Below are 14,589 nucleotides of genomic sequence, written 5' to 3'. Positions count from 1 at the left end.
CGAAGCGGGAGTTGCATTGATGCTTAGTATATGGGGATGAAAGTCAGGCTTTCAAGTGGTCAGTAATTAACCAAACCAGTGGTGGAACATCAGCTTGATGTAATCGATGATGCGACCAAAGAAATTGCCTTCCTGAATCTCTTCCAGCACGACCAGCGGGCGCTGCTCGATGGTTTTACCGTCCAGCTGGAAGTTAATGGTGCCGACCACCTGGTTTTTCGCGAGCGGCGCGTGCAGCTCGGAAGTATTCAGCACGTAGCTCGCTTTCAGATCTTTCATGCGACCGCGCGGGATGGTCAGATAGATATCTTTATCCACGCCCAACGAGGCGCGGTCGTTATCGCCAAACCACGCCGGCTCAGACGCAAACTCTTTCCCGGCTTTCAGCGGGTTCACGGTTTCGAAGAAGCGGAAGCCCCAGGTGAGCAGTTTTTTACTTTCGGCTTCGCGGCCTTTGAACGTGCGACCGCCCATCACGGCGGAGATAAGGCGCATCTGGCCTTCGGTAGCGGACGCGACCAGGTTATAGCCCGCTTTATCGGTGTGGCCGGTTTTAATGCCGTCCACGTTCAGGCTGTTATCCCACAGCAGGCCGTTACGGTTGGTCTGGCGGATGCCGTTAAAAGTGAACTCTTTCTCTTTATAAATAGAGTATTCGTTCGGCACGTCGCGGATCAGCGCCTGGCCAATCAGCGCCATGTCGCGCGCTGAGCTGTACTGCCCATCCGCATCAAGACCATGTACGGTCTGGAAATGGGTGTTTTTCAGGCCAAGCGCGGTGACGTAGCTGTTCATCAGGCCCACAAACGCGTCCTGGCTGCCCGCCACGTAATCGGCCATCGCCACGCAGGCGTCGTTGCCGGACTGCAGGTTAATGCCGCGGATCAGCTGCGAGACCGGCACCTGCATACCTGGCTTCAGGAACATCAGGGATGAGCCTTTAAAGACCGGGTTGCCGGTGGCCCAGGCGTCGTTGCCGATAGTCACCAGATCGGACTCTTTAAATTTACCTGCTTTCATCGCCTGACCGATGACGTAGCTGGTCATCATTTTGGTCAGGCTCGCCGGATCGCGGCGCGCGTCAGCGTTCTGCTCCGCCAGCACTTTCCCTGAGTTGTAATCGATGAGGATGTAAGCTTCCGCGTCGATCTGCGGCACGCCTGGGATCATCGTTTTGATATTGAGGTCGTCGGCATGGGCGGCGGTGGAAAGGGCTGCGACAGAAAGCGCCGTGGTAACGGCGAGACGCTGCATAAAACGAACGGAGAAAGTGGTCTTCATGGTCTGAACAACGACATCCGTGATGAGTGAAAAAAAGTGCCTTACTATAGCAAATGCCTTATGGGCTGGCATCCGACTTTGCGCATGACTTTGTTAACGGTCTTTACCGTAACTGACAAAGCGGCAGGCCAGCCCGGCCTGCAATTATTGGGCGACAGTAATGAACGATTGTACCTGGGCTTCGCTCTGCAAACGCTGCTGGAGCGAGGCTGCCTGCGTTTTGCTGGCGAACGGCCCTAACTGAACGCGATAGACCGCGCCGTTCTGGCTGACGCGTCCTGGCACGGAAAACTGCTGGCTCAGCTTTTGCTGCCACTGCGCGGCGCGCGCGCTGTCGCTGACGGCTCCAACCTGGACGACGTAATTACCAGCCGCACTCGCAGGAGCGCTGGCGGCAGGTGCAACGCTACCCTGCACGGAGCCTGGCGCGGTTACCGGCGCGTTACGGGTAGCTGGCGCGGCAAGCTGTGCGGGTTCAGATGCGGGTTGCGCGGCGGTACTGTCAGTGGTCGGCTGTGCCGTGGCGGCAGGCGGTGTAGCTTCCGGCGTTGCGCTTTCCAGCACGCCCGAGGCCAGCGTCGTCGGCGCGCCTAAAAAGCCGCCGCTTTTCACCGGCGCGCCGGTGGCGTCATCGCTTTGCAGCGTATCGTTGCTCACCGGGCGAATATCGCCCTGCGGCGCGGCAGGCTGGGGGGCAGAAGAGACGCTGCCGAGGCCGCCGCTTAAATCCGGACGCGCCGGCAGCGCATACGTCTGTTTCGCGACCGTTGTACAGGCCATGCCTGGCCCTGAGAGCGAGCCGTCCGGCGCGACAATAATCGGGTCGATACGTACTTTGGTGTTGTTTGAGGTATTCAGACGATCCGCCGCCGCGCGGGAGAGCGAAATGACGCGGTCGTTGCCGTAAGGGCCGCGGTCGTTAATGCGCACGACAATCATGCGACCATTGGCGAGGTTAGTAATGCGCGCGTAGCTCGGCACCGGCAGGGTGGGGTGCGCGGCGGTGAGCTGCATCGGGTCGAACGGTTCGCCCGAGGCGGTCAGGTTGCTGTCTGGCTCCGCGTCATAGATAGCGGCAAGGCCCGCCTGGCTGAAGCGCGAGAGATCCTGAACGATGGTGTAGCGCTTACCGTCGCGCTCATAATCGCTGTTTACGGAAGGATTCAGCTGTTCGTAGCGAGGCTCCGCGCCGCTTATCTCAACGACGGGGCCGTTGCAGACCGGCTGCTGTGGCGCTACGCTCGCCTGTTGTTGCCCTTCGTTATTGACGCCGCAGGCGGTTAATAACCCTGCGGCGATGCAGACGCCAATCCACTGCTTACGCATTGCGAACCTCTTATACGCTCTTCGACAACATTTTCCTGTGGGTATGGATCGACATGACGATGCCAAACCCTGCCATGAGTACAATGAGGGCGGAGCCCCCGTAGCTGACCAGCGGCAGCGGAACGCCCACCACCGGTAAGATACCACTCACCATACCAATATTCACAAACACATAAACGAACAGAATCAGCATCAGGCCGCCAGCCATGACGCGCCCGAAAGTCGTCTGCGCGCGCGCGGCAATCCACAGCCCGCGCATAATCAGCAGGACATAAAGCGCCAGCAGCACCAGCACGCCGACAAGCCCCAGCTCTTCAGCGAGAACCGCGAAGATAAAGTCGGTATGGCGTTCCGGCAGGAATTCCAGCTGCGACTGGGTGCCGTGCAGCCAGCCCTTGCCACGCAGCCCGCCTGAGCCAATGGCGATTTTCGACTGAATAATATGATAGCCCGCGCCCAGCGGATCGCTCTCCGGATCCAGCAGCATCATGACGCGCTGGCGCTGATAGTCATGCATCAGGAAGAACCAGAGAATGGGGATAAACGCCGCGATAAGCACCACCGCGATGCCGATCACACGCCAGCTTAAGCCGGAGAGGAACAGCACAAACAGGCCGGAGGCGGCGATAAGAATCGAGGTGCCGAGGTCAGGCTGCGCGGCCACCAGCAGCGTCGGCATGAAAATCAGCACCAGCGCGATACCGGTGTTTTTAAGCGTTGGCGGGCAGACGTCGCGGTTAATAAAGCGCGCCACCATCAGCGGGACGGCGATTTTGGCGATTTCCGAGGGCTGGAAACGCACCACGCCGAGATCGAGCCAGCGCTGCGCCCCTTTGGATATCGCCCCGAAGGCATCTACCGCCACCAGTAAAATGATACAGACGATGTACAGATAGGGCGCCCAGCCTTCATAGACGCGCGGCGGGATCTGCGCCAGCACGATCATAATCACCAGGCCCATCATAATCTGGCCGATTTTGCGCTCCATCATGCCGATATCCTGGCCGCTGGCGCTCCAGATTACCATCGCGCTGTAGAAGCAGAGCGCCAGGATTATCAGCATCAAGGTTGGGTCGAGGTGGATTTTATCCCACAGCGACTTTTTATTCGGATTGTCGGTCATCTTATCGATCCTCCGCCGCCGCCGTGGCGGGGTTTTCCGTCGGCAGTTCGGTGTTATTGTCCCCGAGCATAATGTGGTCGAGGATTTGACGCATGATGGTCCCCACCGCCGGGCCCGCGCCGCCGTTTTCCAGGATCATCGCCACCGCCACCTGCGGGTTATCGTAAGGCGCGAACGCGGTCATCAGCTTGTGGTCACGCAGACGTTCAGCAATGCGGTGCGCATTATAGGTTTCGTTGGCTTTCAGCCCGAAGACCTGCGCAGTACCGGATTTCGCGGCGATTTTATACGGCGCGCCAGCGAAATATTTGTGGCCGGTGCCGTTGGCGCGGTTGGCGACACCATACATGCCGTCTTTGGCTATTTCCCAGTAGCCTGAATGAATATCGCCGACCGGCGGCTGTTCCGGCTGTTTCCACGGCACTTTCTGACCGTTCACCACCGTCGTCATCAGCAGGTGCGGCACTTTGACTACGCCATCGTTAATCAGGATCATCATGGCTTTGTTCATCTGTACCGGCGTGGCGGTCCAGTAGCCCTGGCCGATCCCGACCGGAATAGTGTCGCCCTGATACCACGGTTTTTTGAAGCGTTTCATCTTCCATTCGCGCGTCGGCATGTTGCCGGAGCGCTCCTCGGAGAGATCGATACCCGTCAGGCTGCCGTAGCCGAACTTGCGCATCCACTCCGAGAGCCGGTCGATGCCCATGTCGTAAGCGACCTGATAGAAGAAGGTATCTGCAGATTCTTCCAGTGATTTCGTGACGTTAAGCCGCCCGTGGCCCCATTTTTTCCAGTCGCGGTAGCGCTTCTCAGAGCCTGGCAGTTGCCACCAGCCGGGGTCGAACAGCGACGTGTTGCGGTTAATGACGCCCGCGCTTAACGCGGAAACCGCCACATACGGCTTCACGGTAGATGCCGGAGGGTAGACGCCCTGCGTGGCGCGGTTAATCAGCGGCGTGTTCGGATCGTTAAGCAGGCCGGAGTAATCTTTGCTGGAGATACCATCCACGAACAGGTTCGGGTTGTAGCTTGGCATCGACACCATCGCCAGAATACCGCCGGTACGCGGATCGGTGACAACCACCGCGGCGCGACTGCCCTGAAGCAGCGTTTCGATATAGGTTTGAAGCTTGAGGTCGAGCGTCAGGTAGATGTCGTGGCCCGCCTGCGGCGGCACTTCTTTCAGCTGGCGAATGACGCGCCCGCGGTTGTTAACTTCAACCTCTTCATAACCGGTCTGGCCATGCAGGACATCTTCGTAGTAACGCTCAATGCCGAGCTTGCCGATATCGTGTGTGGCGGCGTAGTTGGCGAGCTTGCCGTCTTTATCAAGGCGTTCGACATCTTTATCGTTAATCTTCGAGACATAGCCGATAACGTGCGTCAGCGCCGCGCCGTAAGGGTAATAGCGACGCTTATAGCCTTTGACTTCCACGCCGGGGAAGCGGTACTGATTCACGGCGAAACGCGCCACCTGCACTTCCGTCAGGTTGGTTTTCACGGGAATCGACGTAAAGCGGTGCGAGCGCGCGCGCTCTTTTTTGAAGTTCGCGATGTCGTCATCGTTGAGATCGACCACCGAGCGCAGCGCCTCCAGTGTATCCTGCACGCTGTCTACCTTTTCAGGCATCATCTCTATCTGGTAGATAGTGCGGTTCAGGGCGAGCGGCGTACCGTTACGATCGTAGATAATCCCGCGGCTTGGCGGGATCGGCACCAGTTTGATGCGGTTTTCGTTGGAGCGGGTCTGATAGTCGTTAAAACGCAGGATCTGTAAGTGATAGAGGTTGACGATCAGAATCCCGGTCAGCACCAGGATGCCGGCAAAAGCGACCAGCGCCCGACGCACAAAGAGCGCGGACTCAGCCGTATAATCGCGAAAGGAATCCTTGAGTTTCATCCGCTGCTTAACTTACCTGTGGTGGTTATTCACGATGATACGGGTGATTAGTGGTAATACTCCAGGCGCGGTAGAGACTCTCCGCGACAATCACACGTACCAGCGGATGGGGCAGGGTGAGCGCGGAAAGCGACCAGCTCTGTTCCGCCGCCGCTTTGCAGGCATCGGAAAGCCCTTCCGGTCCGCCGATAAGCAGGCTCACATCGCGGCCGTCTTGCTTCCAGCGCTCAAGCTCGCGGGCCAGCTGCGGCGTATCCCACGGGCGCCCCGGAATATCGAGCGTTACGATGCGGTTTTTCCCCGCCGCCGCCAGCATCATTTCGCCTTCTTTATCCAGAATGCGTTTGATGTCAGCGTTTTTGCCACGCTTCCCCGCCGGGATCTCAACGAGCTCGAACGGCATATCTTTGGGGAAGCGGCGCAGATATTCGCTGAAACCTGTCTGCACCCAGTCGGGCATTTTTGTGCCAACGGCGACCAGCTGAAGCTTCACGCCTTAACCCCAGAGCTTTTCCAGCTCATACAGGTGACGGCTCTCTTCCTGCATGACGTGCACAATCACATCGCCGAGATCGACGACGATCCAGTCGGCGGCGTTTTCGCCTTCAACGCCGAGCGGCATCATGCCCGCCTTGCGGGATTCCTGAACAACATGATCGGCGATAGACATCACGTGACGGCTGGAGGTGCCGGTGCAGATAATCATACAATCTGTAATGCTGGATTTGCCCTTAACATCAATGGCGATGATATCCTGGCCTTTAAGATCGTCGATTTTATCAATGACAAAATCCTGGAGTGCTTTACCCTGCAAGTTTTCCCCCTGGGAATGTGAACCACAGATGACGCCGTATGCGCCATCGGATAATCGATACGAGTACAGCGCCGCGTAATGCGGGCGGGCTGCGCTCAGAAGTGGGCTATCATCCCACCACAGGCAAGAGTTTGCATCGCCATTTTTGTAAAACAATTTCAGAAAGGCGGCTTGCGGCGGGAAATATCTGGCAGCGGAGGATAACAGTATCGCCCGTTGTGTCAATGCCTGTGCCACAATCGGTTCAGCATGCGTCAGCAGAAGCGCGCCACGGTACGCATGAGTCTTTATATTACGCCGGACGATAAAGCGCGTGCCGCTGGATGTACGCCAGTACCGCAGGCGGCAGCAGGTCGTCGCACGATTGATGACTGGCAAGACGCGCGCGGATGTCCGTTGCGGAAATCGGGTAGAGCGGGGTGTTCGCAAGATAGATTTTCCCGGCGGGCTCGCGGTGAAGCTCATCGACATGGCGGGCGAGGCGAGGCTCCAGCCAGCGTTGGTCTTCGTCGGTTTTCATCTCAACCGGATAACCAGGACGACGACAGACCAGCAGGTGGCAGCACGCCAGCAGCGCCTCGTAGTTATGCCATGTGCGCAGCGTCAGCAGAGAATCCTGGCCGATGATAAACGCCAGCGGCGCGTCCGGGCCTGCCTCAAGGCGCAACTGCGCCATCGTTTCGCTGGTCCAGGAGGGCGTGGCGCGCTGCAGCTCACGGGTATCCAGGCGAAACAGCGGATGACCGGCAATCGCCAGCTCCACCATCGCTTTACGCTGAAGGCTGCTGGCGCCAGGCTGCGGGCGATGCGGCGGCACATTGTTTGGCAGTATCGTCACCTGCGTCAGTTTCACTTCTCTGGCTAGCGCTTCTACGGCGCGCAGATGGCCGTAATGAATGGGGTCGAACGTACCGCCATACCAGGCCTGAAGTGCAGGGGTGCGGTCAGTCATCGATAAACACTCCGGCCAGCGCTTTGTGGCACAGCACCAGCGAGAGGCTTTCCAGCTCCGGCCAGACATTCTGACCATAATCCTGTTTGAGCGTGATCTCGCACTGTGTCAGCAGGCGCACCGCCTGCCAGAGCCTGTCGTCGCTCAGGCGCGAGAGCGCCTCGCTGATAAGCGCGCGACGGTTCTGCCAGACGCGATGTTGATCGAAGAGCGCGCGCAGCGGCGTGTTTGCCGACTGGCGTTTGAGCGTGACCAGCGTCAACAGCTCGCGCTGTAAGGTGCGCAGCAGAATCACCGGCTCGGCACCTTCCTGCCGTAACTGCTGAAGAATATGCAGCGCGCGTTTGCTTTTCCCCGCCAGCAGGGCATCAACCCAGTGGAACGGCGTAAAATGCGCGGCGTCGTTAACCGCCTGTTCAACGCGCGGCAGCGTCAGTTTGCCATCCGGCCAGATAAGCGACAGCCGCTCCAGCGCCTGGGCAAGCGCCAGCAGGTTGCCTTCGTAGCAGTAGCAGAGCAACTGACAGGCGGCGTCATCGAGTTGCAGATTCATCTGCTTGGCCCGGTTCGCCACCCAGCGCGGCAGTTGCGCCTGCTCCGGCGTCTGGCAGGTTATCTGCACGGCGCGGTCGGAGAGGGCCGTTATCCAGGCAGCGTTTTCCTGGGCTTTTGTAAGCTTATTGCCGCGCACGATCAGCAGCAGATCGTCATGCAGCAGGCTGACCAGCGTGGCGAGCTGTTCGTTAATGGCCGCGTTAGGGCCGTTCTCCGGCAGCGCCAGCAAAAGCGTCTGGCGACTTGCGAACAGACTCATCGCCTGACAGAGCGAGAAAATCGCCTGCCAGTCGGTGCTGACATCAATAATAAAGCGGTGATGCTCTTCAAATCCGTGGGCCTGCGCCTGCTGATGAATGGCGTCCTGGCTTTCCTGGAGCAGCAACGGGTCGTTGCCGAGCACTAAATAGGCCGCGCGCAGCCCTTCGTTGAGCTGCGCGCGGAGTTGTTCAGGGTAAAGCCGTAGCATTACTGAACGGGGAGCGTGGTGGAAACGCGACCGCTGTCTGGCGTCGCTGCACTGGAGGGCGCGCTGGTCGCCTGTGATGCATCGCGGGTTTGCGACTCATCACGTGCGTGAACCGCCACCAGTTTGCGGATCAACTGTTCAGCGGCTTTGTCATACATCTCCTGAACGATGATACTGCGTTCAGCCGACTTCGCCAGCGCCGTCAGCGGGTTATCAAAGAACGAGCGATACACGCGGGCGTTGATCGGATAGATATCATGGCCCGGGATCAGCACGGTGGCGTTAACTGTCATCACCATCTGATACTCCGCGGTACGACCGTTCTGGAAGACCGAGGCGGTATCCTGAGAAATGCTTGAGCTGCCGATACGCAGCGACGGAATATCCTGACGAACCGAGCTCGCCTCGACAATCTCGACGCCATTCAGACGCAGCTGGTTACGCACCGCGCGCGTCAGTGGGCCGTTCGGATCGCCGGAATTAAGGATTAATGTATGCATTTGCTCCGGCACCTGCGTGGTATTGCGCAAATGCCAGCCGCAACCGGCGGTGAGCATCACCGCCAGGCCTACAAACAGAGTAATCAGATGTCGCACGCTTCCTCCTGCGCTTAGCCCACAACCAGGTTAAGCAGTTTACCCGGTACGTAAATCACTTTACGCACGGTCACGCCGGCGAGGTATTTCGCCACCAGATGTTCCTGAGCGGCGCGCTCGCGCACCTGCTCTTCGGTCGCGTCAGCCGCCACGGTGATTTTACCGCGCACTTTACCGTTGACCTGAACGACGACCAGCGTCGTATCTTCCACCATCGCGCTGTCGTCAGCCTGCGGCCACGGCGCGTTGTCGATATCGCCTTCGCCTTTCAGCTCCTGCCAGAGCGTAAAGCTGACGTGCGGGGTGAACGGGTTGAGCATACGCACCACGGCCAGCAGCGCTTCACGCATTAAGGCACGATCCTGCTCGCCTTCCTGCGGCGCTTTCGCCAGTTTGTTCATCAGTTCCATGATGGCGGCGATAGCGGTGTTAAAGGTCTGACGGCGGCCGATATCATCGGATACTTTCGCGATGGTTTTATGAACGTCGCGACGCAGCGCTTTCTGATCGTCGTTCAGCGCATCGACATTCAGCGCTGGCGCGTCACCGAGCGACGTGTGCTCGTACACCAGACGCCAGACGCGCTTCAGGAAGCGGTTTGCGCCTTCCACGCCGGACTCCTGCCATTCGAGCGTCATATCCGCCGGAGAGGCGAACATCATGAACAGACGCACGGTATCCGCACCGTAACGCTCAACCATCTCCTGCGGGTCGATGCCGTTGTTTTTGGACTTCGACATTTTGCTCATGCCGGTATACACCAGCTCATGGCCCGCGGCGTCGCTCGCTTTCACGATGCGGCCTTTCTCGTCGCGCTCGACGATGGCGTCTTTCGGGGAAACCCAGTTACGTTCGCCATTCGCGCCCACGTAGTAGAACGCGTCCGCCAGCACCATTCCCTGACACAGCAGCTGTTTCGCCGGTTCATCAGAATTCACCATGCCCGCGTCACGCATCAGCTTGTGGAAGAAGCGGAAGTAGAGCAGGTGCATGATGGCGTGTTCGATGCCGCCGATATAAATATCGACCGGCAGCCAGTAGTTGGCGGCTTTTTCGTCCAGCATGCCTTCTTTGTACTGCGGGCAGGTGTAGCGCGCGTAGTACCAGGAGGATTCCATGAAGGTGTCGAAGGTGTCGGTTTCACGCAGCGCAGGCTGACCGTTAACGGTGGTTTTCGCCCATTCCGGGTCTGCTTTAATCGGGCTGGTGATGCCGTCCATGACCACATCTTCCGGCAGGATAACCGGCAGTTGATCGGCAGGGGTTGGCATAACGGTGCCGTCTTCCAGGGTCACCATCGGGATTGGCGCGCCCCAGTAACGCTGGCGGGAAACCCCCCAGTCGCGCAGGCGATAGTTCACTTTGCGCTCGCCCACGCCTTTCGCGGCGAGTTTGTCGGCAATGGCGTTAAAGGCGGCTTCAAAATCAAGACCGTCAAACTCACCGGAGTTGAACAGCACGCCTTTTTCGGTGAGCGCTTGTTCGCTCAGATCCGGCGCGGTGCCTTCTGCGGTCAGGATAACTGGCTTAATCGGCAGACTGTATTTGGTCGCGAATTCATAGTCGCGCTGATCGTGACCCGGAACGGCCATGACGGCGCCGGTGCCATATTCCATCAGCACGAAGTTCGCCGCCCATACCGGGATAGCTTCGCCGGTTAGCGGGTGAATCGCTTTCAGGCCCGTATCGACGCCTTTTTTCTCCATCGTCGCTATATCGGCTTCAGCAACTTTGGTGTTGCGGCATTCGGCAATGAAATCGCCCAGCGCCGGGTTAGCGGCTGCCGCGGCCTGCGCCAGCGGATGACCCGCCGCCACGGCCAGATAGGTGACGCCCATAAAGGTGTCCGGACGGGTGGTATAAACCGTCAGCTTTTCGTCGCTGTTCTGGACGTCAAAGGTGATTTCCACACCTTCAGAGCGACCAATCCAGTTACGCTGCATGGTTTTAACGGTATCCGGCCAGTGATCGAGCTTATCGAGATCGTTTAGCAGCTCGTCGGCATAGGCGGTGATTTTAATAAACCACTGCGGGATCTCTTTACGCTCGACTTTGGTGTCGCAGCGCCAGCAGCAGCCGTCGATAACCTGTTCGTTGGCAAGCACGGTCTGGTCGTTCGGGCACCAGTTCACCGCAGAGGTTTTCTTATACACCAGGCCTTTTTTGTAGAGCTCGGTGAAGAACTGCTGTTCCCAGCGGTAATATTCCGGCGTACAGGTCGCCAGCTCGCGGCTCCAGTCATAGCCGAAGCCCAGCATTTTGAGCTGGTTCTTCATGTAGTTGATGTTGTCGTAGGTCCACGGGGCCGGCGCGGTGTTGTTTTTCACCGCCGCACCTTCCGCCGGCAGGCCGAAGGCGTCCCAGCCGATGGGCTGCAGCACGTTTTTACCGAGCATACGCTGGTAGCGCGCAATCACATCGCCGATGGTGTAGTTACGAACGTGGCCCATGTGTAGTCGGCCAGAAGGATAGGGAAGCATCGACAGGCAGTAATACTTCTCTTTGCTCTCGTCTTCGGTCACTTCAAATGTGCGCTTCTCTTCCCAGTGAAGCTGTACTTTGGATTCTATCTCTTCCGGGCGATATTGCTCTTGCATGGCAGCCAGTAGTCCTGTTTTCAATACAGCTACAAATGTAGCCTTAACGTGTGTTATTTCAGATCCGCATAGCATAGCCGATTAGACCGCCGCACAACAGCCTTTCAGCGGAGGGGGCGCGAATAAGGAAATACAGGCTTTTACACGGCGCTGTGCGCTGGCTGACAAAGCGCTGCGGGATTAACGTCTACAATAAGAAGAGGTTACCCATTCAGGAGGAAAAGGCGATGAACAAGGTTGCGCAATATTACCGTGAACTGGTGGCCTCGCTCACCGAACGCGTCCGCAACGGGGAGCGGGATATCGATGCGCTGGTGGAGAGTGCGAGAAGGCATATTGCCCGCACCGGCGAACTTACCCGCACGGAAGAAGAGGAAGTCACCCGCGCGGTGCGACGCGATCTGGAAGAGTTCGCCCGCAGCTATAAGGAAAGCCAGGAAGAACTGACAGACAGCGTCTTTTTCCGGGTAATCAAAGAGAGTGTCTGGCAGGAGCTGGCGGATATTACCGATAAAACCCAGCTGGAGTGGCGCGAAGTGTTCCAGGATCTCAACCATCACGGTGTTTATCACAGCGGCGAGGTAGTGGGCCTTGGCAACTTGGTGTGCGAAAACTGCCATCACCATCTGGCCTTTTACACCCCGGAAGTGCTGCCGGTTTGCCCGAAATGCGGTCATAACCAGTTCCAGCGTCGGCCGTTTGAGCCTTAATAAAACAACGCGCGGGCCGAAGCCCGCGCTGTTGTCGTGCTGTTTTAGTGAAGGATTTTCGCGAGAAAGTCTTTCGCACGTTCCGATTTCGGGTTCGCGAAGAACTCTTCTTTTGGCGAATCTTCCACAATCTTGCCTTCATCCATAAAGATAACGCGGTGCGCCACTTTACGCGCAAAGCCCATCTCGTGCGTCACCACCATCATCGTCATCCCTTCCTGCGCCAGTTCAACCATCACGTCCAGCACTTCGTTGATCATTTCCGGGTCGAGCGCGGAGGTGGGTTCGTCAAACAGCATCGCGACCGGGTCCATGCAGAGCGCGCGGGCAATCGCCACACGCTGCTGCTGGCCGCCGGAAAGCTGCGCCGGATATTTATTGGCGTGCGCGGATAACCCGACGCGCTCCAGCAGTTTTAGCCCTTTTTCACGGGCGGCGGCTTTGTCGCGCTTGAGCACTTTGACCTGCGCGAGCGTCAGGTTTTCGATAATAGAGAGATGCGGGAACAGCTCGAAGTGCTGGAACACCATGCCGACGTGTGAGCGAAGCTGCGCCAGATTGGTTTTTCTGTCGTTAACCTTCGTGCCGTTGACGACAATTTCGCCCTGCTGAACGGGTTCAAGGCCGTTGACGGTTTTAATCAGCGTCGATTTGCCGGAGCCGGAAGGGCCGCACACCACCACGACTTCGCCTTTTTTCACCGCCGTGGAGCAGTCGGTAAGCACCTGAAAGTGACCATACCATTTTGAAACGTTTTTCAGGGTAATCATTATACCGTCCTTTTCTTCAGCCAGCTGACCAACAGCGATGCACTTAAACTAATGACAAAATAAACGGCGCCTGCAAACAGGATCATCTCCACCTGAGTGCCGTCGCGCTCGCCGATGGTGGACGCGGTGCGGAAGAAATCCGCAAGGCTCAGCACATAAACGAGCGAGGTATCCTGAAAAAGCACGATGCCCTGAGTGAGCAGCAGCGGCACCATGGCGCGAAACGCCTGCGGCAGGATAATCAGCTTCATGGATTGCCAGTGCGTCATCCCGAGCGCCAGCGCGGCGCTCGACTGACCGCGAGAGATGCTCTGAATACCGGCGCGGATAATCTCCGAATAATAGGCGGCTTCAAACATTGAAAACGCTACCATCGCGGAGATCAGACGGATATCGGTTTTCGGCGAAATCCCCAGCACATCCTGTAACAGCCCCGGCACAATCAGGTAAAACCACAGCAGCACCATGACCAGCGGGATAGAGCGGAATACGTTCACGTAGGCGGTGGCAAACCAGGCCAAAGGCTTAAATGCCGAAAGCCGCATCACGGCAAGCAACGTGCCCCAGACGATGCCGAAGATAACGGCAGTGACGGTGATTTTTAAGGTAATGACCAGGCCCGCCAGCAGATAAGGCATGGAGGGAACAATGGAGCTCCAGTCAAATTCGTACATTATTTGCTCCCCATGTTGCCCGGCAGGCGAACCTTACGTTCCACCAGATTCATCACCAGCATAATGACCGCATTGATAAAGACATAAGCGAGGGTGATGGCCGTAAAAGACTCCCAGGCGTGCGCGGAGTAGTCGAGCAGCTTGCCAGCCTGCGCCGCCATATCCACCAGACCGATGGTGGAGGCGATGGCCGAGTTTTTCACCAGGTTCATCATCTCTGAGGTCATTGGCGGCACAATCACGCGGTAGGCGTTGGGCAACAGCACATAGCGGTAGGTTTGCGGCAGCGTCAGCCCCATCGCGAGACCGGCGTTTTTCTGGCCGCGCGGCAGCGACTGGATAGCGGCGCGCACCTGCTCGCAGACGCGGGCGGCCGTAAAAAGCCCGAGGCAGATCATTGAGGAGAGGAAAAACTGCACATTCGGATCGAGCTCCGCTTTAAACCACATGCCGAGATTTTCCGGCAGCAGTTCCGGCACGACCAGATACCAGGTAAAGAACTGGACGATCAGCGGAACGTTACGGAAAAGTTCGACATAGCAGGTGCCGATGCCGGAGAGAAAACGGTTCGGTACGGTGCGCAGAATGCCGAACAGGGAGCCAACGAGAAAGGCGATTATCCAGGCGCTTATCGACAGCGCGACGGTGACCTGGAAGCCACTCCATAGCCAGCCTAAATAGGTGGTGTTGCCGAACGGCGCATCCTGCAGAAAGATGCCCCAGTTCCAGTCTATAGACATAACGTACTCCGAAAAAAAAGAAGGGTAGCAGCGCTACCCCCTAAGATTGATGAGAAGCCTCTCTGTTCGCGCCGGTTGG

Annotated in this window: 14 protein-coding genes; 1 reads left to right on the top strand and 13 read right to left on the bottom strand. The window is 57.9% G+C overall.

Annotated features, from left to right (window positions below):
* Positions 1–66: 66 nt before the first annotated feature.
* From dacA to leuS, 10 genes are all read right to left on the bottom strand, one after another.
* Entirely contained in the window at positions 67–1,281 is a 1,215-nt protein-coding gene (gene dacA / locus CSK29544_RS19585; protein ID WP_004387209.1) for a D-alanyl-D-alanine carboxypeptidase DacA, read from the bottom strand.
* 144 nt (positions 1,282–1,425) lie between these two features.
* Entirely contained in the window at positions 1,426–2,607 is a 1,182-nt protein-coding gene (gene rlpA, locus CSK29544_RS19580) for an endolytic peptidoglycan transglycosylase RlpA (RefSeq protein ID WP_007902785.1), read from the bottom strand.
* A 10-nt stretch (positions 2,608–2,617) separates the two neighbouring features.
* Positions 2,618–3,730 carry a peptidoglycan glycosyltransferase MrdB gene (mrdB, locus tag CSK29544_RS19575; RefSeq protein ID WP_007848231.1) on the bottom strand — a complete coding sequence of 371 codons (1,113 nt, stop codon included), beginning with the start codon at positions 3,728–3,730 and terminating at the stop codon, positions 2,618–2,620.
* A 1-nt stretch (position 3,731) separates the two neighbouring features.
* Positions 3,732–5,633 carry a peptidoglycan DD-transpeptidase MrdA gene (gene mrdA / locus CSK29544_RS19570; RefSeq protein ID WP_004387206.1) on the bottom strand — a complete coding sequence of 634 codons (1,902 nt, stop codon included), beginning with the start codon at positions 5,631–5,633 and terminating at the stop codon, positions 3,732–3,734.
* A gap of 25 nt (positions 5,634–5,658) precedes the next feature.
* Positions 5,659–6,126 (bottom strand): 23S rRNA (pseudouridine(1915)-N(3))-methyltransferase RlmH, encoded by a 468-nt coding sequence (gene rlmH, locus CSK29544_RS19565; protein ID WP_007699721.1) that lies wholly within the window; start codon positions 6,124–6,126, stop codon positions 5,659–5,661.
* A 3-nt stretch (positions 6,127–6,129) separates the two neighbouring features.
* Complete coding sequence (gene rsfS, locus CSK29544_RS19560; protein WP_004387204.1) at positions 6,130–6,447, bottom strand: ribosome silencing factor; 318 nt, start codon at positions 6,445–6,447, stop codon at positions 6,130–6,132.
* Positions 6,448–6,739: 292 nt separating this feature from the next.
* Entirely contained in the window at positions 6,740–7,399 is a 660-nt protein-coding gene (gene nadD, locus CSK29544_RS19555; protein WP_007900529.1) for a nicotinate-nucleotide adenylyltransferase, read from the bottom strand.
* Complete coding sequence (holA, locus tag CSK29544_RS19550) at positions 7,392–8,423, bottom strand: DNA polymerase III subunit delta (protein ID WP_007900527.1); 1,032 nt, start codon at positions 8,421–8,423, stop codon at positions 7,392–7,394. The genes nadD and holA overlap by 8 nt, the downstream gene beginning before the upstream one ends.
* Positions 8,423–9,019 (bottom strand): LPS assembly lipoprotein LptE, encoded by a 597-nt coding sequence (lptE, locus tag CSK29544_RS19545; RefSeq protein ID WP_004387201.1) that lies wholly within the window; start codon positions 9,017–9,019, stop codon positions 8,423–8,425. Before lptE ends, holA begins: the two co-directional genes overlap by 1 nt.
* A gap of 14 nt (positions 9,020–9,033) precedes the next feature.
* Positions 9,034–11,616, bottom strand: coding sequence for a leucine--tRNA ligase (gene leuS, locus CSK29544_RS19540; RefSeq protein ID WP_007900525.1), 2,583 nt, complete (start codon positions 11,614–11,616; stop codon positions 9,034–9,036).
* Between the two features lie 227 nt (positions 11,617–11,843).
* On the opposite strand from leuS, the gene CSK29544_RS19535 reads away from it, so the two are divergent.
* Positions 11,844–12,326 carry a zinc ribbon-containing protein gene (locus CSK29544_RS19535; protein WP_004387200.1) on the top strand — a complete coding sequence of 161 codons (483 nt, stop codon included), beginning with the start codon at positions 11,844–11,846 and terminating at the stop codon, positions 12,324–12,326.
* Positions 12,327–12,370: 44 nt separating this feature from the next.
* Here the strand turns inward: CSK29544_RS19535 and CSK29544_RS19530 are convergent, their stop codons facing one another.
* Genes CSK29544_RS19530 through CSK29544_RS19520 form a run of 3 tightly spaced genes read right to left on the bottom strand, consistent with a single transcriptional unit; the run spans position 12,371 to position 14,510 of the window.
* Positions 12,371–13,096 (bottom strand): amino acid ABC transporter ATP-binding protein, encoded by a 726-nt coding sequence (locus tag CSK29544_RS19530; RefSeq protein WP_007848253.1) that lies wholly within the window; start codon positions 13,094–13,096, stop codon positions 12,371–12,373.
* Entirely contained in the window at positions 13,096–13,770 is a 675-nt protein-coding gene (gene gltK / locus CSK29544_RS19525; RefSeq protein ID WP_004387196.1) for a glutamate/aspartate ABC transporter permease GltK, read from the bottom strand. The genes CSK29544_RS19530 and gltK overlap by 1 nt, the downstream gene beginning before the upstream one ends.
* On the bottom strand, positions 13,770–14,510 hold the full coding sequence (locus tag CSK29544_RS19520) for an amino acid ABC transporter permease (RefSeq protein WP_007781806.1): 741 nt from the start codon (positions 14,508–14,510) through the stop codon (positions 13,770–13,772). The genes gltK and CSK29544_RS19520 overlap by 1 nt, the downstream gene beginning before the upstream one ends.
* Between the last annotated feature and the right edge of the window lie 79 nt (positions 14,511–14,589).

Source organism: Cronobacter sakazakii (assembly GCF_000982825.1).
GTDB lineage: Bacteria > Pseudomonadota > Gammaproteobacteria > Enterobacterales > Enterobacteriaceae > Cronobacter > Cronobacter sakazakii.
The sequence above is the reverse complement of the archived record's forward strand: the minus strand, read 5'-3'. Positions and strand labels throughout refer to the sequence as shown.